Source organism: Streptomyces sp. NPDC060209, from assembly GCF_042728155.1.
Lineage (GTDB): Bacteria > Actinomycetota > Actinomycetes > Streptomycetales > Streptomycetaceae > Streptomyces.
The window spans coordinates 1-17,369 of record NZ_JBHWZS010000083.1 but is presented as its reverse complement, the minus strand read 5'-3'; the positions used below and the strand labels follow the sequence as shown (position 1 = coordinate 17,369).

Sequence of the window (17,369 nt, the reverse complement as noted above, 5' to 3'; positions counted from 1 at the left end):
ACCCCGCGCGACTCCAGGCTGCGACTTGTCCGCCCGCGACCCCAGGCGACCGCCCGTAAGGCCGTGACGACCCGGCGCACCAGGCCGGCCCCCCGCCCACCCGAGGGCACACCGCCCCCGGCCGAACTGGCACGCCAGGCCAGGGCCGTACTGGCCGACGCCGTACGGATCGCCCACTGGGCCGCGGACGGGACGAGCACGGGCACCGCCCCGCTCGCCGCCCAGGCCCTGGAGCGGGCCGCCGCCGCGCTCGAACTGTCCCCGGCCCAGGTCAGGGCCGGCTGGGACCGGGCCAGGCTGGCCGGACTCATCGAGCTGCACGGCGACACCGCCCGCCCCGGCTGGCGGCTGCGCGCCTGGGACCGCGACGAGTCCGCCGTGCTCCGCGGCTGGGTGGCGCTCTTCGACGCCTGGTCGCTCGTCCACGCCTCACCCGACGGCATCGAGGCCACCGCGGTGGCGGAGGCCATCGAGGCCGTACCCCAGGTGCTGTCCCTCCTCCAGCTCTCGGCGGGCCCCGTCACCGTGCCCGCACTCCTCGACCTGCTCGGACAGCGCGTCGCGGAACTCCACGAGGAGCGGTGCGAGGTGCCGTACGGGCCGCAGGAGCAGCCCGCCCCCGCCGGCGGGCGGCCCGCCGACCTGAACGCGCTGCTGCTCGACTGGGCCCTCGAGGGCCTCGCCTCCGTCGGTGCCCTCACGCTCGGTACCGGCCACGCCACCCTCACTCCGCTGGGCAACTGGGCGGTCTGGGTCAAGCTGGAGCAGATCTGCGTCGCCGCCCAGAGCCCCGCCGGCAACATCGAGCAGTCCGCCGCCGACATGCTGCTCGGCTGCGCACGGCTCACTCCCGGCCCGGCCCGCGCCGAATACCGGGCCTGGCTCGCCGCGCGGCCCGTCGGCAGCGCCGTGGCCGAACTGCTGGCCGTCGCCCGCGGTGAGGACGCCCTGCTGCGCGGCCTCGCCTTCGAGGCCCTGCGCGTCGTCGGCGCCCCCGCCGAGCCCGTCGTCCGCTCCGTCGTCACCGAAGCGCCGCTGCGTCCGTACGCGCTGCTGTGGCTCGCCGAGTACGAGGGCACCGACCCGGACGACGCCCAGGACGTCCTCAGCCGTGAGGAAGCCACCTGGCTCTGGGTCGACACCGCCGCGGCCGTGGCCGACCACGGCGAGACCGGGCTGCTGGTCCGCCATCTCGACTCCGCCGTCCAGGGCACGGTCCCGGCGCTCCTGGACGAGGTGCGGGCCGTCGGACACCCGCGGACCGTCCAGGTGCTGGTCGCCCTGGCCGCAGCCCACCCGGACCCGGCCCTCGCCAAAGCCGTACGCCGCGCAGCCTTCCAGGTGCACACCGGCGGGGTGTGACCGCGAGAGTTCTCGCAGCCCCGGGGGCGGTCAGCCCGAGGACCCCGGGGCGTACGTCCCGAAGCTCCAGACGTTGCCCTCGGCGTCCCGCGCCATGTAGTCGCGCGAACCGTAGTCCTGATCGGTGGGCGGCATCAGGATCTCCACGCCGTGCTCCACCGCCCGCGCGTGGTGGGCGTCCACCTCGTCCACCACCACGTACACCCCGGCGGGCCCGGCGCCGGCCATCGCCTTGGCGAAGACACCCTCGCCCCCCTTGGAACCGAGCATCACCCTGCCGTTGCCGCAGGACAGCTCGGCGTGGAGCACACTGCCGTTCTCTCCCTCGTACACCGCTTCCTCGGTGAACCCCAGGGCCTGGGTCAGCACCCTGATCGCCGCCTTCGCGTCGTCGTACAGAATCGTCGGAAAGATCGTGGGTACGCCGTCCGTGCCTGCCATCACGCTCACCCTCTCCTGCTCACACGCACCGTTCCGGTGTGATCTCTGTCTCAGTCTTCCACCGGCCGCCGACAACGTCAGCCGAAGGTGTCGCACCTGCTCGGGTCCCCGGTGCGGAAGCCCGTGGTGAACCACCGCCCGCGCTGTGCGGACGAGCCGTGCGTCCAGGACTCGGGATTCACGCGCCCCCGGAACTTCTCCTGGATCCGGTCGTCGCCGACGGTCGACGCCGTGTCGGGACCGTCCTGGATGTCCGCCTCGGCCAGCTCCGTGACCAGGGGCCGCGCCCCGACTCGGCCGCCGTGGTCGCCGCATGGTTCGCCCGGACCCCGGAGAAGCGGCGTCGTCGTCGAACCGCACGCGCCACCACTCTCTGCTCCGGCCGCCCCACGGTGCGTGTGCCGCCCTGCGCCGACGGTCGGCCGGTTCACTGCGGTATGCCCGATCATGTGAGGTACCGGGTGACGCGGTGGCGGTCCGGGAGCATGCGGAAAAGCAGGTGGACACCGCCAGTAGACTGAGTCCCATGGCAATTCTCCTTGTGCATTAGACGGCGTCGAGTCGTGAGTCCGCTGTCCCTCCGCCGTCCATACCGCCCTGGAGTATTTCCGTGATCACCGCTACCGGCATCGAGCTGCGCGCCGGCGCCCGCATCCTCATCGAGTCCGCCTCCTTCCGCATCGCCAAGGGCGACCGCATCGGCCTGGTCGGGCGCAACGGCGCGGGCAAGACCACCCTCACCAAGTGCCTGGCGGGTGAGGGGACGCCGGCCGGTGGGACCATCACCAACAGCGGTGAGGTCGGCTACCTCCCGCAGGACCCGCGCACCGGCGACCTCGACGTGCTGGCCCGCGACCGCATCCTCTCGGCCCGCGGGCTCGACGAGATCCTGCGCAAGATGCGGGAGAACGAGGAGCGGATGGCGAACGGCAAGGGCGCCACCCGCGAGAAGGCGATGAAGCGGTACGAGCGCCTGGAGACGGAGTTCCTCACCAAGGGCGGATACGCAGCCGAGGCTGAGGCCGCCACCATCGCCGCCGCGCTCAGCCTGCCCGACCGGGTGCTCGGCCAGCCCCTGCACACCCTCTCCGGTGGTCAGCGCCGCCGTGTCGAGCTCGCCCGCATCCTGTTCTCGGACGCCGACACCCTGCTCCTCGACGAGCCCACCAACCACCTCGACGCGGACTCGATCGTCTGGCTGCGCGACTACCTCAAGACCTACCGCGGCGGCTTCATCGTGATCTCCCACGATGTCGAGCTCGTCGAGACGGTGGTCAACAAGGTGTTCTACCTCGACGCCAACCGCGCGCAGATCGACATCTACAACATGGGCTGGAAGCTCTACCAGCAGCAGCGCGAGGCCGACGAGAAGCGCCGCAAGCGCGAGCGCCAGAACGCCGAGAAGAAGGCCGCGTCCCTGAACTCCCAGGCCGACAAGATGCGCGCCAAGGCGACCAAGACCGTGGCCGCGCAGAACATGGCCAAGCGGGCCGAGCGCCTGCTCTCGGGGCTGGAGGCCGTGCGGGTCTCCGACAAGGTGGCGAAGCTGCGCTTCCCCGAGCCGTCCCCGTGCGGCAAGACCCCGCTGATGGCCGAGGGCCTCTCCAAGTCCTACGGGTCGCTGGAGATCTTCACCGACGTCGACCTCGCCATCGACAAGGGCTCACGCGTCGTCATCCTCGGCCTCAACGGCGCGGGCAAGACCACCCTGCTGCGACTCCTCGGCGGCGCCGAGAAGGCCGACACCGGTCAGATCATCGAGGGCCACGGCCTCAAGCTCGGCTACTACGCCCAGGAGCACGAGACGCTGGACCCGGAGCGCACGGTCCTGGAGAACATGCGTACCGCGGCTCCGGACCTCGATCTCGTCGAGGTCCGCAAGACGCTCGGTTCCTTCCTCTTCTCCGGTGACGACGTGGACAAGCCCGCCGGAGTGCTGTCCGGCGGTGAGAAGACCCGGCTCGCCCTGGCGACGCTCGTCGTCTCCTCCGCCAACGTGCTGCTGCTCGACGAGCCGACGAACAACCTCGACCCGGCCAGCCGTGAGGAGATCCTCGGGGCCCTGCGCACCTACAAGGGCGCCGTCGTCCTCGTCACCCACGACGAGGGCGCGGTCGAGGCGCTCCAGCCGGAGCGGATCATCCTCCTGCCCGACGGTGTCGAGGACCTCTGGGGTGCGGACTACCGGGACCTGGTCTCCCTGGCCTGACCGGCGAGGGCTCCTGGTTTCCGCTCCGGAGCCCGGTGATCCAACACGTCTGGATCATTCGGCCCATCGTTGATCCATCATCTGAGTGAGCGGGTCTCATACCCCGGCGCGGCGCCCGGCAGATAGCTGCCGGGCGCACTCATTTCCGGCCACCTCTCCTCGTACGGCCCTGACCTGGCCGTTTTTCCCGCGGCCCGTCCCGCAAGGCGCCGAGGGCCCTTGAGAATGCCTGATTCCGCTTGTGTCGGACCGCTTCGGGGCGCGGAATCCGGTCGTACGGACCTTGCCGAATGGGTGGCCAGGAAGCGCAGGAGGGGTGATCATGAGAGTCCAGAGCGCACTTCCTTGAGGAGGCACGGGTGGCCGAGACTCTGAAGAAGGGCAGCCGGGTAACCGGCGCCGCGCGCGACAAGCTCGCGGCAGACCTGAAGAAGAAGTACGACTCCGGTGCGAGCATCCGGGCGCTGGCCGAGGAAACCGGCCGCTCCTACGGATTCGTTCACCGGATGCTCAGCGAGTCCGGAGTCACGCTGCGGGGACGCGGCGGAGCGACTCGAGGCAAGAAGGCCGCTACGGCCTGACGGCGGGCAGCGGTCACGGGCCGGTCCAGGCCGGCCCCGGGACTCACCGGAACACCGGGATACCACCCGGCCGACCATCAGGTCGTCCGGGTGGTTACTGTTCAGTACTTGCCAGTAAGTGCTGACTGCACCTGATCCGGAGGCGTTCCATGACCTCGCTCGACTCTGTGCTCGACAAGGACGGCGTACGGCTCACCGTCGATGACGCGGTTGCCACGGTGACGCTCACCAACCCGGCCAAGCGCAACGCTCAGTCTCCCGCTCTGTGGCGGGCGTTGACAGAGGCCGGACGGGCACTCCCCGGCAGCGTGCGGGTCGTCGTGCTGCGTGGCGAGGGCAAGTCCTTCTCCGCGGGACTCGACCGGCAGGCATTCGCACCCGAAGGATTCGACGGCGAGCCGTCCTTCATCGACATGGCGCGCGGCTCGGAGGCCGAGCTCGACGCGACCATCGCCGAGTACCAGGAGGCGTTCACCTGGTGGCGCCGCAACGACATCGTGTCGATCGCGGCCGTACAGGGGCACGCGATCGGTGCCGGCTTCCAGCTCGCCCTCGCCTGCGATCTGCGGATCGTCGCCGAGGACGTGCAGTTCGCCATGCGCGAGACCAGCCTCGGCCTCGTTCCCGACCTCACGGGCACCCACCCCCTGGTGAACCTCGTGGGATACGCCCGCGCGCTCGAGATCTGCGCCACCGGGCGCATCGTGCACGCCGAGGAGGCCGAGCGCACCGGTCTCGCCAACCTCGTGGTCCCCGCCGACCAGCTCGACGCGGCAGGGCATGACCTGGCCGCGGCCCTGCTCGCCGCCCCGCGCGACGCGGTCGTCGAGACCAAGGCGCTGCTGAGCGGCGCCCTTTCGCGTTCGTACGAGGAGCAGCGCACCGCCGAGCGGGCCGCCCAGGGCCGCCGCCTGCGCGACCTCGCCGGCCTCGCCGACTGAACAGGCGGAACCCCGGCACGACCCTGCCCCTCGCCGTCCGGTGAGGGGCAGCGTCAGTCCCGGTCCACGACGGCCGTGACCAGCACGGCGACCGTCGCAGGACCCTCCACCGCGTCGGCCACCGCCCCGCGCACCGCCTGCGCGACATCGAGCGCCCGGTGGTCCCCGGCCGTCGCGAGCTCCACCCGGACATGACCGTCCGTGTGCTGAACGGCGCTGCCCAGCACCCGCGTCAGCGAGACGACGCCCGGGACCCCGGCCGCAGCGGTCCCGGCGGCCCCGTCCGGTTCCACCGCACGGACGTCGGCAGGAGGCTCCGTTGCCGGCTCGGGCTCCTCCTCCAGCAGCTCCGTCACCCTGAGGTCCACCTCGTCGACCACCAGGCCGAGCCGCTGGGCCGCCGCCGTCAGCAGAGCCGCGCGCAACGCGTCCGCCGTGGCGTGCAGCGGCCGCCGCGCCGTCGCGGAGAAGCCTGCCTCGATCCGCAGCGGGCCGGGCGGCAGCGCGCTGGGAGGCCCAGGTACCACCGGCTCCGGGGCGTGGTCCGGGTCGGCCGGGGCGATCCTGAGCGTCCCCAGAACGGCCCCCGACCCGGCCGCGGCGTCCCGCAGCACCGCCGCGGCGGCCCGTTCGGCGATCCAGGAACAGTCGGCGGGGCCGCCCAGAGGGAGCAATCTGCCCAGGCCGAGCCGTTGGCGTACCGCAGCGGTCCATCCGTCGGCCCTGTGCGGGCTGTCAGCCGTTGTCATTGCTCCACCCTGCCCCATCCACGGCGCGGGACCGGGCAAGCGCACTTACTGTGGGCCACGGAAGTCCAACCCGCCCCGAAGGGAAGAGCGGCGATGACCGAAAGCCCACAGCGGAACCGGCCCGACAGCCCCGGCAGTGTGTCCGGCGGGGACGACGGCAGGCAGAACCAGCTCACCAAGCGTGGCGGGGGAGCACCCGCGACGCGCGGACGCACCACCATCGCCGACGGTGTGGTCGAGAAGATCGCCGGAATGGCGGCACGGGACGTCGTCGGGGTCCACGCGATGGGCAGCGGCCTCTCCCGGACCTTCGGGGCGGTGCGTGACCGCGTTCCCGGCGGCAAGTCGGTGACCCGCGGCGTCAAGGCCGAGGTCGGCGAATCGCAGACCGCGCTCGATCTGGAGATCGTCGTCGACTACGGCGTGGCGATCGGCGAGGTGGCCCGCGACGTGCGCGAGAACGTCATCGCGGCGGTCGAGCGGATGACCGGCCTGGAAGTCGTCGAGGTCAACATCGCCGTGAGCGACGTCAAGCTGCCCGACGAGGAGGACGACGAGGACGAGTCCGAGACACGCGTCCAGTAGACCTCCCACGCGCGGCAGTTGAGGAGAGCACACGATGAGCATGGCTGTGGTCGGCCTGGTGGCCGGCATGGCGCTCGGTTTCGCCGGGTACTTCGGCGGGTTCGGGGCCTTTCTGCTGGTGGCCGCGCTGGGCGCGGTCGGCTTCATCGCCGGCCGCTTCCTGGACGGTGACCTGGAACCCGGCGACTTCTTCCGGAGTCGCGAGCGCGGCGACCGACGACGGTGAAGGGGGGAACAGGCCGGGTCGACGCCGCGGAGCGCGGGCAGACCCGGATCGCCGACCGGGTCGTCGCGAAGATCGCCGCGCAGGCGGCGAAGGAGGCCGTCGACGAGCGGCCCGAGGACGCCGCCGCACCGCGCGCCACCGTCACCGTGCACAACGACACCGCACGGGTGAGGGTCAGCCTCGACCTCGCCTACCCCTGCGACATCGGCCGGCAGTGCGGGTCGGTGCGTCGTCGTGTGGCCGAGCGGGTAAGAGCACTGGCGGGGATGGAGGTGCCCGAGGTGGCGGTCCAGGTCGAACGGCTGCATCCGTCGGGAGCGGGCACCGCGCGGGAGGGGAGCATCCGATGACCGAGCCCCAGGACCCGGAGAACAGCACGCAGCGCCTGCCCACCGTCGAACAGGCGGCACCGGGCGGTGTGCTCGAGATGGACCAGTCCGCGTCGGGATCGAGCTACGAACCCGCCGACCCGCCGGAGGAGCCGGGCGGCAGGGCGGGCCGCTTCTGGTCAGGGCGCAGGATCCCCGCGGCCCTGGTCGCCCTGATCGTCCTCGGCGGCGCCGGACTCCTGCTCTACGACATCGCGGCGGTGCGGGCCGACCACCCGGCCATGCAGTGGCGGCGCTCCGTCGCCGATGACCTGGCGAGCCGTCACCTCGACGACGTATGGGTCCTCGCGGGATCCGCGCTGGCGGCCGCACTCGGCCTCTGGCTGCTCCTCCTGGCCCTCACCCCCGGACTGCGCGCCCTGCTCCCCATGAGCCGCCGGCACGCCGGTGTGAGGGCCGGACTCGACCGGACCGCCGCCGCCCTGGTCCTGCGTGACCGGGCCGTGGAAGTGGCCGGTGTGCAGTCCGTGCGGGTGAAGATGAGCCGTCACAAGGCGACCGTGCGGGCCCTCTCGCACTTCCGTGAGCTCGACGACGTCAGGGCCGACCTGGACACCGTCCTGTCCACGGCCATCAGCGAACTCAGCCTGGCGAAGCCGCCCGGCCTCTCCGTGCACGTGCGCCGGCCGGCGAAGAAGGGGTGACCCCGTGATCAAGACCGTCAACCGGGTCCTGCTCGGCCTGGCAGGGCTGATCCTCGTCGTCGTCGGCGGCGCCGTCCTCGCGACGGGGCTCGGCCTGTCCGTGCCCTCCTGGTGGCCCTACGACGGCACGGACGACGTGCTGCTCAGCAAGGCCGACCGGACCAGGTGGCGGGACGAGGGCTGGTGGTGGCCCACCGTCATCGCGGTCCTCGCCGTCCTGGTGGTCCTCGCGCTGTGGTGGCTCCTCGCCCAGCTGCGCCGCGGGCGCCTCGCCGAGGTGCTGGTCGACAGCGGCGACGGCGAGGGCGCGCTGCTGCGCGGAAAGGCGCTGGAGGGTGTGCTCGGCGACGAGGCGGGCGCCCTGGACGGGGTGTCCGACGCCAAGGTCGCGCTGACCGGCCGGCGTACCGCCCCCCGCGCCCGGGTCCGGCTGCTGATGGAGCCGCACGCGGCCCCGGGCCTGGTACTGCGAGGCCTCTCCGAGGGGGCGCTGACCCACGCGCGGACCTCGGCCGGGCTGGACGAGCTGCCCGCCGAGGTCCGGCTGAAGGCGGTCAAGCACCGCGCGGAGCGGGTGAGCTGACGGACCGCCTCCGGGCGGGGACGTCAGAAACCGTGCCGGGCGCCGCCGTCGACGGGCACCATGATGCCCGTCAGGTAGGAGGCGGCCGGGGAGAGCAGGAAGGCCGAGGTCTTCCCGAACTCCTCCGGGGTGCCGTAGCGGCGCAGCGGGATGCGCGCCTCGTTGGCGGTGCGGGACGCCTCCGCGTCGCCGGACAGGGCGTCGAGCTCGCGCACCCGGTCCGTGTCGATCCGGGACGGCAGCACCCCGACGACCCTGATACCGCGCGGACCCAGCTCGTCGGCGAGCGACTTGGCGAAACCGGCGAGGCCGGGGCGGAGCCCGTTGGAGATCGTCAGACCCGCGATCGGCTCGTGCACCGACCCGGACAGGACGAAACCGATGACACCGCCCTCGCCGAGTGCCTCGGCCGCCGTGCGGGCCAGACGTACGGCACCCAGGAAGACCGACTCGAACGCCGACTGCCACTGATCGTCCGTGTTGTCGGCCAGGAAGCCCGGCGCGGGGCCGCCGACGCTGATGAGAATGCCGTCCAGCCTGCCGAAGCGTTCCTTCGCGGCGTCCACAAGCCGCCGGGCGGCCAGTGGGTCGGCGTTGTCCGCGGCGAGCCCGACCGCGTCGGGGCCCAGTTCGGCGGCGGCCTCGGCGGCACTCTTCTCGTCGCGGCCGGAAATGATCACCTTCGCACCGTCGGCGGCGAGAGCACGCGCGGTGGCGTTGCCCAGCCCCCGGGTCGCCCCGGTGACGATGTACACACGGTCCTTCAGTCCAAGATCCATGGCCCTATCCTGCCAAGTCCTCACCGGCGAGGTCGACCGCGCTGTTCACCAGACCGACGTGGCTGAACGCCTGCGGGTAGTTGCCGAGCTGGCGCCCGGTAGCCGAGTCGTACTCCTCGGCCAGCAGCCCCACGTCGTTGCGCAGGTCCAGCAGCCGGTCGAAGAGCGCTTCGGCCTCGTCCCTGCGGCCGGTCCGCAGCAGGGCGTCGACGAGCCAGAACGAGCACGCGAGGAACGCCCCCTCGTCGCCGGGGAGGCCGTCCACCGAGCCGCCCTCGGTGCTGTAGCGGCGGATCAGGCCGTCGTGGGCGAGCTCCTCCCGCACCGCGTCGACCGTCCCGATCACCCGGGGGTCTTCGGGCGGCAGGAAGCCGGTGCGCACGATGAGCAGCGTCGAGGCGTCCAGCTCCTGGGAGCCGTAGTACTGGGTGAAGGTGTTGCGTACGGGGTCGTAGCCCTTCTCGACGACCTCCGCGTGCACGGCGTCCCGCATCGCCCGCCACCGGTCGGCATCGCCGGGGAGGCCGGGGTTCTCCTCCAGGGTGCGCACCGCCCGGTCGGCTGCGACCCAGGCCATCACCTTGGAGTGCACGAAGTGGCGGCGCTCCCCGCGCACCTCCCACAGGCCCTCGTCCGGCTCGCGCCAGGAGGATTCCAGGAAGCCGAGCAGGCTGAGCTGCAGATTCCAGGCGTGCGGCTTGTCGTCGAGCCCGGCGGCCCGGGCCACCCTGAGCGAGTCGATGACCTCGCCGTACACATCGAGCTGCAGCTGCCGCACCGCCGCGTTGCCCGTGCGGACCGGCAGCGAGTTCTCGTAGCCGCTCAGCCACGTCAGCTCCGACTCGGGCAGTCTGCGCTCGCCGGCGAGCCCGTACATGATCTGGAGGTCCGCGGGGTCACCGGCCACCGCCCGCAGCAGCCAGTCCCGCCACGCGGCGGCCTCCTCCACATAGCCGGCCGAGATCATGGCGCCCAGGGTGAGAGTGGAGTCCCGCAGCCAGCAGTAGCGGTAGTCCCAGTTCCGTACGCCCCCGATCTCCTCCGGCAGCGAGGTCGTGAGGGCCGCCACGATCCCGCCCGTGGGGGCGTAGGTGAGCGCCTTCAGGGTGATCAGTGAGCGGAGCACCGCCTCCCTGTGCCTGCCGTGGTAGGTGCACCGTGCCGACCACTTCGCCCAGTCGGTGAGGGTGTGCTTCAACGACTTGTGAGGGTCGATCAGCTTCGGGCGCGGGGAGTGCGAGGGGTGCCAGGTGAGGACGAACGCCACGGACTCGCCCTCGGCGACCGTGAAAGAGGAGCAGGTGCTGAACTGCTGACCCCACGTCTTGACCGGCGGCTCGCTGCGCAGCCAGACGGAGTCGGGGCCCGCGACGGCCACCCGGTGGCCGTGCGAGCGGCGCATCCACGGCACCACGGAGCCGAAGTCGAACCGCAGCCGCAGGACGGAGCTCATGTCGACGCTGCCGCTGACGCCTTCGATGATCCGCATGACGTCGGGCGCCTTGTCGCGCTGCGGCATGAAGTCGATGACCTTGACGGTCCCGGTCCTGGTCTCCCAGAAGGTCTCCAGGACCAGGGAGTCGTCCACGTAGGCGCGCCGGGTGCAGTTGTCCGTGCTGTCCGTGCCCTGGGGGGCGATGCGCCAGTGGCCGTTGTCCTCGTCGCCGAGCAGGGCCGCGAAGCAGGCGCCCGAGTCGAAGCGGGGCACACACAGCCAGTCGACAGAACCGTTCCTGCCGACCAGGGCGGCCGTCTGGAGATCGCCGATGATGGCGTAGTCCTCGATACGTGGGGTCACGCTCTGGCGTCTTCCCGAACCTGGGCCGCGCTAAGCAGCGAATCCGGTGCGAACAGCCCGGGTGTGACGGCCCTCAGGCGGTCGCCGGTTCCGGCTGCTCCGCCGTCTCGCTCTCCTTGGCGGCCTCTTCGCGGTCGCGCTTCTCACGGCGTACGAGAATCACCCAGCCGACGGGGACCCCGGCGGCGAAGAGCCACCACTGCACGGCGTAGGCCATGTGAGGGCCGATGGAGCTGTCGTCGGGGGCGGCGATCGTCTCGGGGCTGCCGTCGGCGGGCGCCGGACCTGTCAGCTCGACGTACCCGCCCAGCACGGGACGGCCGAGCAGATGCGACTGCTGCGAGCTGTTCATCAGCATCACCTGGCGGTCCGGCAGACCCTCCAGGTCCTTGATGCCACTGGCGCTCGTCGTCTCGTCCGCCTTGAGCCGGCCCGTGACGGTGACCTCGCCGCGCGGCGGCGCCGGGACCTCCGGGAATGCCTGCTGGTCGGCGGCGGCCGGGACCCATCCGCGGTTGACCAGGACGGTGCCGCCGCCCTTGAGGTCCAGCGGGGTCAGGACCAGTACTCCGATGCGCTCGTCCTGCGAGGTGCGGCGGCGTACGACCACCTCGTGCTCGGTGTCGAACGTCCCGGTGGCCGTCACGGCTCGCCAGTAGTCGGAGCGGGGGACCGTGTGCCCGGGAGAGGTGAGGCGGGTGACGGGGGCCGGGGCCGACTCGAGGTTCCGTGTGATCAGCGCGTTCTGCTCGACCCGGTGTTCATGCCGGTGCAGCTGCCAGAAACCCAGCTCCACCATCGTGGGAATCATGGCGAGGACGAGGAGGGTGAGAATCACCCACTGCCGGGTCAACAGGAAGCGGTACACCCCATGACCGTACAACCGGGGTCATGGGGTGCGGCACGGAGGGTCCCCCGTGCGGACGGGCCGGCCCGTCACACTTTGTCCACGATGCCCGCCCTTCCCTCGGCGCGGGCGCAGTGGCCGCCGCAGTACCAGTGGCCGTCGACCTCGACTCCCTGGCCGATGACCTGGACCCGGCAGTGCTCACAGATGGGCGCCATGCGGTGAATGGCGCAGGAGAAGCAGTCGAAGACATGCACAGCGCCCTGCGCGTGCACCTCGAAGGACATCCCGTAGTCGTTTCCGCAAACCTCACAACGTGCCATGCGCCACAGGGTGGGACGCCGTGGGGCGACGGGCGAGCCGATGCCGGGCGAGTCGCCGCCGGTTCACTCCGATGACGGTGACGGTTTCGGCACGGCGACCGTCCTGGCCGGTGCCACATCCCTCAGCAGATGGGTGAAGGCGCTCTCCTCCAGGACCGGCGTGCCGAAGGACTTGGCCTTCACCGTCTTGGACGTCGCCGAGTCCGGGTCGTTGGTGACGAGCAGGCTCGTGAGCCGGGACACGCTGGTCGCCACATGCAGGCCCGCCTCCACGGCACGGTCCTCCAGGAGCTCCCGGTCGACGGAGGTGTCGCCGGAGAACGCCACGCGCATGCCCTGCATGAGGGGTTTGTCCGACTCGTAGCGCCCGGGGTTCGGATACGGGCACGCGGGGCGCTTGCGCGAGGGGCGCCAGCTGCCCTGACCCTGCGAAGGCCGGTAGCCGGCGCGCGGGGTGACCGGGGAGTCGTACCACTCGGTGAGCGGGCGGCACTCCAGCAGCGGCAGCCGTACCCCGTCCCTGGCGGCCGCGTGCAGACTCGGCCGGAAGGCCTCGGCCAGCACCCGGGCGTCGTCCAGGGCGTGGTGCGCGTGCTGCTGCACCACGCCGAAGTGCGCGGCGAGCGACTCCAGTTTGTGGTTGGGCAGGGGGAGCCGGAGCTCCTTGGCGAGCGCGATGGTGCACAGTCGTTGCTCGACGGGAGCGGTGACCGCCGCACGGGCGTACTCCCGGGCGATCATCGACCAGTCGAACGCGGCGTTGTGGGCGACGAGCACCCGTCCGGCGAGCCGTTCGGAAAACTGCTCGGCGACCTCCGGGAAGAGCGGCGCGCCCTCCAGGACATCGCTGGTCAGCCCGTGGATCCAGACGGGGCCGGGATCCCGCTCGGGATTGACCAGGGTGTACCAGTGGTCCTCGACGTCACCTCTCGCGTCCAGGCGGTACACGGCAGCGGAGATTATCCGGTCGTCGCGGGCGAGCCCGGTGGTCTCCACGTCGACGACCGCGTACCCCTGGGGATACGCGGCCGGCCACGGCGCTGCGGTCTGACGGTCGTCGAGCATGGTCACAGAGAATACGGGCCGGGACCGACAGCGACCTATCCGGGCACCTTCGGCCGTGAACCCGGACAAGGTGCCGCGCAGTTGACCCCGGCACCTGAAACGCGGGTCGGGGATGCGCCCGGAGAGGGCCCGGTGAGACGCTCCCGGGGTGACGGACACACAGGCGCAGACACACGACGAACCCCACGGGGGCGGGCTCGGCACCCGGCTCAACTGGCTCCGGGCCGCGGTGCTCGGCGCCAACGACGGGGTGGTCTCCACCGCCGGCCTCGTCGTGGGCGTGGCCGGGGCCACCGGGGACCGTTCCACCCTGCTGACGGCGGGCCTGGCCGGGCTGCTCGCGGGGTCCATGTCGATGGCGGCCGGCGAATACGTGTCGGTGTCCACCCAGCGCGATTCGGAGAAGGCCGCGCTGGCGACGGAGAAGCGGGAGCTCGAGGAGACCCCGGAGGCAGAGCTCGCCGAGCTGACCGGACTGCTGGAGGAGAAGGGGCTGAGCAACCGGCTCGCCCGGGAGGCGGCCGTCCAGCTCACGCAGCGCGACGCGCTGCGCGCCCACGCCGAGGTCGAGCTGGGCATCGACCCGGACGAGCTGACCAACCCGTGGCACGCGGCGGGGGCGAGCTTCCTGGCCTTCACGGTCGGCGCGCTGCTGCCGCTCCTGGCGATCGTGCTCCCGCCGACCTCGGCACGGCTGCCCGTCACGGTGGTCTCCGTGCTCGCGGCCCTGGCGCTCACCGGCTGGTGGAGCGCCCGGCTGGGCCAGGCGGCGGCGAGGCCCGCGGTGCTGCGGAACATGGCCGGAGGAGCGGTGGCCATGGCGGTCACGTACGGGGCGGGGGCGCTGCTGGGGGCGGCGGGGGTGTGAAGGGTGCCCGGTGCTTGCGCACGATCCGCCTGGGAGGGGCCGGACGCCCTCGTTCCGGGCCGCCCGGTCCGGGGCTCGGCAGCGCCCCGAGGGCCGCGGTGGCCAGCGAGATCAGCGCAACTTCCGTACCGGTCACACGCGTTCCTCCCCCTCGACGACGCGCGTGCCGGGAATCCTGCGACGGGGCAGTTGGCAGAACCCACCAAACGCTCATGACGCCATGTCTCACATACTTGTCGGTAACAACGTCTATGCCCGGCACCTCGGGCGGCTCTACGGTGCTCGCATGGAGCCGAACCTGCCCGATGTCGTGCTGTGGTCGATCCCGGCCTTCGTCCTGCTCACCGTCCTCGAAATGGTGGTCCACCGGCTTCACCCGGACGACGAGGCCGCCGGGTACGACGCCAGGGACGCCGCCACCAGCGTCACCATGGGGCTCGGCAGCCTGGTCTTCGACCTGCTGTGGAAGATACCCATCGTCGCGATCTACGCGGCCGTCTACGAGCTGACCCCGCTGCGCGTCCCCGTCCTGTGGTGGACGGTCCTGCTGATGCTGCTCGCCCAGGACTTCTTCTACTACTGGTCCCACCGGGGACACCACGTCATCCGGATCCTCTGGGCCTGCCACGTGGTCCACCACTCCAGCCGGAAGTTCAACCTCACGACGGCGCTGCGCCAGCCCTGGACCTCCCTGACCGTCTGGCCGTTCTACGTCCCGCTCATCGCCTGCGGTGTCCACCCTGCCGCGCTCGCCTTCTGCTCCTCGGCGAACCTCGTCTACCAGTTCTGGGTGCACACCGAACGGATCGACAAGCTGCCCCGGCCCTTCGAATACGTCCTCAACACCCCCTCGCACCACCGGGTCCACCACGCCTCCCAGGGCGGATACCTCGACCGGAACTTCGGCGGGATCCTGATCGTCTGGGACCGGCTCTTCGGCTCCTTCACCGCCGAGACCGAGCGTCCCGTCTTCGGCCTCACCAAGAACATCGCCACCCACAACCCGCTCCGCGTCGCCACCCACGAGTACGCCGCGATCGCCCGCGACGTACGGGCGGCCACCACCTGGGGCGAGCGGGCGGGCCGGGTCTTCCGGGGGCCGGGCTGGCAGCCGTCGCGCACCGCGGACGCCGCCACCGCCCCGACCGCGCCCGTGCAGCCGCGCGCCGCCACCGAGCAGGCCGGATGACCCCCCGTGCCGGTGCGCCCCGGCTCGTGCGCCCGCTGCTCGCGGTCTTCCTCGCCGTCTCCGCCGTCCACCTGGCGGGGCTCCTGGCCGGAGCCGACACCGTCCACCTGGTCACCAAGCCCCTGCTGATGCCCCTGCTCGCCGCCTACGCCGCCGCGCGGGGCGGCCCCCGTCTCCTCATCGCGGCGCTGCTGTTCGGCTGGGGCGGGGACGTGCTGCTGATGCCCGACGCGGATGCGGCCTTCCTCGCCGGGATGGGTTCCTTCGCCGTCGGCCACGTCTGCTACCTGTGGCTCTTCGGACGTGCCCGCGTCTCCCCGTCGGCCGGCCTCGCGTACGCCGCCGTCCTCGTGACCTTCGTCGTGCTCCTGTGGCCCGGTCTGCCGGGCGAGCTGCGGATTCCGCTGACCGGCTACAGCCTGCTCCTGACCGCGATGGCCTGGCGGGCCGGCGCCCTCGGCAGGTACGCGGCACTCGGCGGCGCGCTCTTCCTGCTCTCCGACGCGCTCATCGCCACCGGCATCGCGGACTGGCCGCAACTGCCCGCCCACGGCTTCTGGATCATGCTGACCTACCTGGCCGCGCAGTACCTGCTCACGTGGGGGGCGCTCGGCGGCCCCGCGGATTCCGCCGGCGCCGCCCCTGGGGCGTACCGTGAGGGGAGTATCAGAATCTGAGACGGACGAGGACTCCCACGCATGCGCGCCACAGTGATCCATGCCCCCCACGACATCCGTGTGGAGGAGGTGCCCGACGCCACGGTCCAGCAGCCCACCGACGTGGTCCTGCGGGTCCTGCGGGCCTGCATCTGCGGCAGTGACCTGTGGGCCTACCGCGGCGAATCGGCCCGCCAGCCCGGTCAGCGCATCGGCCACGAATTCCTCGGCGTCGTGGAGGAGGCGGGCTCCGGGGTCAACGGCTTCGCCGTCGGCGACCTCGTGGTGGCCCCGTTCGTCTGGTCCGACGGCACCTGCACCTACTGCGCCGAAGGGCTCACCACCTCCTGCCCCCAGGGAGGCTTCTGGGGATCGGTCGGTTCCGACGGCGGCCAGGGCGAGGCCGTCCGCGTCCCGTTCGCCGACGGCACCCTCGTCAGGCTCCCGGCCGCCGCCGCTTCCGACGACCGGCTGCTCACCGCGCTCCTGGCGCTCTCCGACGTCCTGGGCACCGGACACCACGCCGCGCTCGGCGCGGGCGTGAAGCCCGGCAGCACCGTGGCGGTCGTCGGTGACGGCGCGGTGGGCCTGTGCGGCGTCATGGCGGCCAAGCGGCTCGGCGCCGAGCGGATCATCGCACTGGGCCGCCACCAGGCCCGCACCGACATCGCCCGCGCGTTCGGCGCCACGGACGTCGTCGCCGAGCGCGGCGAGGCGGCCCTCGCTGCCGTACGGGAGCTGACACGGGGCGAAGGCACCCACGGGGTGATCGAGGCGGTCGGCACCGAGCAGTCGATGCGTACGGCCCTCGGCATCGTCCGCGACGGCGGCTCCATCGGATACGTCGGAGTCCCGCACGGCAGCGGCAGCGGGGTCGACCTCGGCGTCATGTTCGACCGGAACATCGCCCTGCGGGGCGGCGTCGCCCCGGTGCGTACGTACATCCCGGAACTGCTCCCCGACGTGCTGGACGGCACGATCGACCCGTCGCCGGTCTTCGACCTGTCGGTCGGGCTGGACGGGGTGCCGGGCGGCTACAAGGCGATGGACGAGCGTACGGCGCTCAAGGTCCTCATCAAGCCGTAGCCGTAGCCGTAGCCGACGGAACGCGGGAGGGGCCGGGGACAGCTGTCC

The 17,369-nt window shown here is 71.9% G+C and carries 20 protein-coding genes and 1 pseudogene; 13 read left to right on the top strand and 8 right to left on the bottom strand.

The window, feature by feature from the left end; genetic code table 11:
• The first annotated feature begins 63 nt into the window (after nucleotides 1-63).
• A complete protein-coding gene (locus ACFWFI_RS18045; RefSeq protein WP_387390895.1) occupies nucleotides 64-1,362 on the top strand; it encodes a hypothetical protein in 1,299 nt (432 codons plus the stop codon).
• Nucleotides 1,363-1,392: 30 nt separating this feature from the next.
• Here the strand turns inward: ACFWFI_RS18045 and ACFWFI_RS18040 are convergent, their stop codons facing one another.
• Together ACFWFI_RS18040 and ACFWFI_RS18035 are read right to left on the bottom strand one after the other, a co-directional pair.
• Nucleotides 1,393-1,803, bottom strand: coding sequence for a VOC family protein (locus ACFWFI_RS18040; RefSeq protein ID WP_387390869.1), 411 nt, complete (start codon nucleotides 1,801-1,803; stop codon nucleotides 1,393-1,395).
• 77 nt (nucleotides 1,804-1,880) lie between these two features.
• Nucleotides 1,881-2,140, bottom strand: a pseudogene (locus tag ACFWFI_RS18035) (neutral zinc metallopeptidase); the annotation flags it as partial.
• 273 nt (nucleotides 2,141-2,413) lie between these two features.
• Between ACFWFI_RS18035 and ACFWFI_RS18030 the strand changes: the two are divergent.
• From ACFWFI_RS18030 to ACFWFI_RS18020, 3 genes are all read left to right on the top strand, one after another.
• Nucleotides 2,414-4,012: an ABC-F family ATP-binding cassette domain-containing protein gene (locus tag ACFWFI_RS18030; RefSeq protein WP_387390867.1), complete on the top strand. Its 1,599-nt coding sequence runs from the start codon at nucleotides 2,414-2,416 to the stop codon at nucleotides 4,010-4,012.
• A gap of 359 nt (nucleotides 4,013-4,371) precedes the next feature.
• Nucleotides 4,372-4,593, top strand: a complete 222-nt coding sequence (locus tag ACFWFI_RS18025) for a helix-turn-helix domain-containing protein (RefSeq protein WP_018518904.1) — start codon at nucleotides 4,372-4,374, stop codon at nucleotides 4,591-4,593.
• 149 nt (nucleotides 4,594-4,742) lie between these two features.
• A complete protein-coding gene (locus ACFWFI_RS18020) occupies nucleotides 4,743-5,534 on the top strand; it encodes an enoyl-CoA hydratase/isomerase family protein (RefSeq protein WP_387390863.1) in 792 nt (263 codons plus the stop codon).
• Between the two features lie 53 nt (nucleotides 5,535-5,587).
• On the opposite strand, the gene ACFWFI_RS18015 is transcribed toward ACFWFI_RS18020, so the two are convergent.
• Entirely contained in the window at nucleotides 5,588-6,283 is a 696-nt protein-coding gene (locus ACFWFI_RS18015) for a hypothetical protein (RefSeq protein ID WP_387390861.1), read from the bottom strand.
• Nucleotides 6,284-6,376: 93 nt separating this feature from the next.
• On the opposite strand from ACFWFI_RS18015, the gene ACFWFI_RS18010 reads away from it, so the two are divergent.
• The 5 genes from ACFWFI_RS18010 to amaP are packed head-to-tail and all read left to right on the top strand — an operon-like array spanning nucleotide 6,377 to nucleotide 8,710.
• Nucleotides 6,377-6,868, top strand: a complete 492-nt coding sequence (locus ACFWFI_RS18010) for an Asp23/Gls24 family envelope stress response protein (RefSeq protein WP_387390859.1) — start codon at nucleotides 6,377-6,379, stop codon at nucleotides 6,866-6,868.
• A gap of 34 nt (nucleotides 6,869-6,902) precedes the next feature.
• The gene (locus ACFWFI_RS18005) at nucleotides 6,903-7,094 is read left to right on the top strand and encodes a hypothetical protein (protein ID WP_030920082.1); all 192 of its coding nucleotides are present in this window, start codon (nucleotides 6,903-6,905) and stop codon (nucleotides 7,092-7,094) included.
• Nucleotides 7,091-7,444, top strand: a complete 354-nt coding sequence (locus tag ACFWFI_RS18000) for an Asp23/Gls24 family envelope stress response protein (RefSeq protein WP_387390857.1) — start codon at nucleotides 7,091-7,093, stop codon at nucleotides 7,442-7,444. The genes ACFWFI_RS18005 and ACFWFI_RS18000 overlap by 4 nt, the downstream gene beginning before the upstream one ends.
• Nucleotides 7,441-8,127: a DUF6286 domain-containing protein gene (locus ACFWFI_RS17995; protein ID WP_387390855.1), complete on the top strand. Its 687-nt coding sequence runs from the start codon at nucleotides 7,441-7,443 to the stop codon at nucleotides 8,125-8,127. Before ACFWFI_RS18000 ends, ACFWFI_RS17995 begins: the two co-directional genes overlap by 4 nt.
• A 4-nt stretch (nucleotides 8,128-8,131) precedes the next feature.
• Nucleotides 8,132-8,710: an alkaline shock response membrane anchor protein AmaP gene (amaP, locus tag ACFWFI_RS17990; protein WP_387390852.1), complete on the top strand. Its 579-nt coding sequence runs from the start codon at nucleotides 8,132-8,134 to the stop codon at nucleotides 8,708-8,710.
• Between the two features lie 23 nt (nucleotides 8,711-8,733).
• Here the strand turns inward: amaP and ACFWFI_RS17985 are convergent, their stop codons facing one another.
• The 5 genes from ACFWFI_RS17985 to ACFWFI_RS17965 all read right to left on the bottom strand — a co-directional run bounded on the left by ACFWFI_RS17985 (nucleotide 8,734) and on the right by ACFWFI_RS17965 (nucleotide 13,528).
• On the bottom strand, nucleotides 8,734-9,489 hold the full coding sequence (locus tag ACFWFI_RS17985; RefSeq protein WP_387390849.1) for an SDR family oxidoreductase: 756 nt from the start codon (nucleotides 9,487-9,489) through the stop codon (nucleotides 8,734-8,736).
• Nucleotides 9,490-9,493: 4 nt separating this feature from the next.
• Nucleotides 9,494-11,287, bottom strand: coding sequence for a glycoside hydrolase family 15 protein (locus ACFWFI_RS17980; protein WP_387390843.1), 1,794 nt, complete (start codon nucleotides 11,285-11,287; stop codon nucleotides 9,494-9,496).
• Between the two features lie 73 nt (nucleotides 11,288-11,360).
• Nucleotides 11,361-12,155, bottom strand: a complete 795-nt coding sequence (locus ACFWFI_RS17975) for an SURF1 family cytochrome oxidase biogenesis protein (protein WP_387390841.1) — start codon at nucleotides 12,153-12,155, stop codon at nucleotides 11,361-11,363.
• Between the two features lie 68 nt (nucleotides 12,156-12,223).
• On the bottom strand, nucleotides 12,224-12,457 hold the full coding sequence (locus ACFWFI_RS17970; protein WP_073747930.1) for a hypothetical protein: 234 nt from the start codon (nucleotides 12,455-12,457) through the stop codon (nucleotides 12,224-12,226).
• Nucleotides 12,458-12,520: 63 nt separating this feature from the next.
• The gene (locus tag ACFWFI_RS17965) at nucleotides 12,521-13,528 is read right to left on the bottom strand and encodes a DEDDh family exonuclease (RefSeq protein ID WP_387390840.1); all 1,008 of its coding nucleotides are present in this window, start codon (nucleotides 13,526-13,528) and stop codon (nucleotides 12,521-12,523) included.
• 142 nt (nucleotides 13,529-13,670) lie between these two features.
• Here ACFWFI_RS17965 and ACFWFI_RS17960 point away from each other — a divergent pair, with 142 nt between their 5' ends.
• From ACFWFI_RS17960 to ACFWFI_RS17945, 4 genes are all read left to right on the top strand, one after another.
• Nucleotides 13,671-14,390, top strand: a complete 720-nt coding sequence (locus tag ACFWFI_RS17960) for a VIT1/CCC1 transporter family protein (protein WP_387390838.1) — start codon at nucleotides 13,671-13,673, stop codon at nucleotides 14,388-14,390.
• A gap of 286 nt (nucleotides 14,391-14,676) precedes the next feature.
• On the top strand, nucleotides 14,677-15,579 hold the full coding sequence (locus ACFWFI_RS17955; RefSeq protein ID WP_387390836.1) for a sterol desaturase family protein: 903 nt from the start codon (nucleotides 14,677-14,679) through the stop codon (nucleotides 15,577-15,579).
• Nucleotides 15,576-16,256, top strand: coding sequence for a lysoplasmalogenase (locus ACFWFI_RS17950; RefSeq protein WP_387390834.1), 681 nt, complete (start codon nucleotides 15,576-15,578; stop codon nucleotides 16,254-16,256). Before ACFWFI_RS17955 ends, ACFWFI_RS17950 begins: the two co-directional genes overlap by 4 nt.
• Nucleotides 16,257-16,277: 21 nt before the next feature.
• Nucleotides 16,278-17,321 carry a zinc-dependent alcohol dehydrogenase family protein gene (locus tag ACFWFI_RS17945; protein ID WP_387390831.1) on the top strand — a complete coding sequence of 348 codons (1,044 nt, stop codon included), beginning with the start codon at nucleotides 16,278-16,280 and terminating at the stop codon, nucleotides 17,319-17,321.
• The last annotated feature ends 48 nt before the right edge of the window (nucleotides 17,322-17,369 follow it).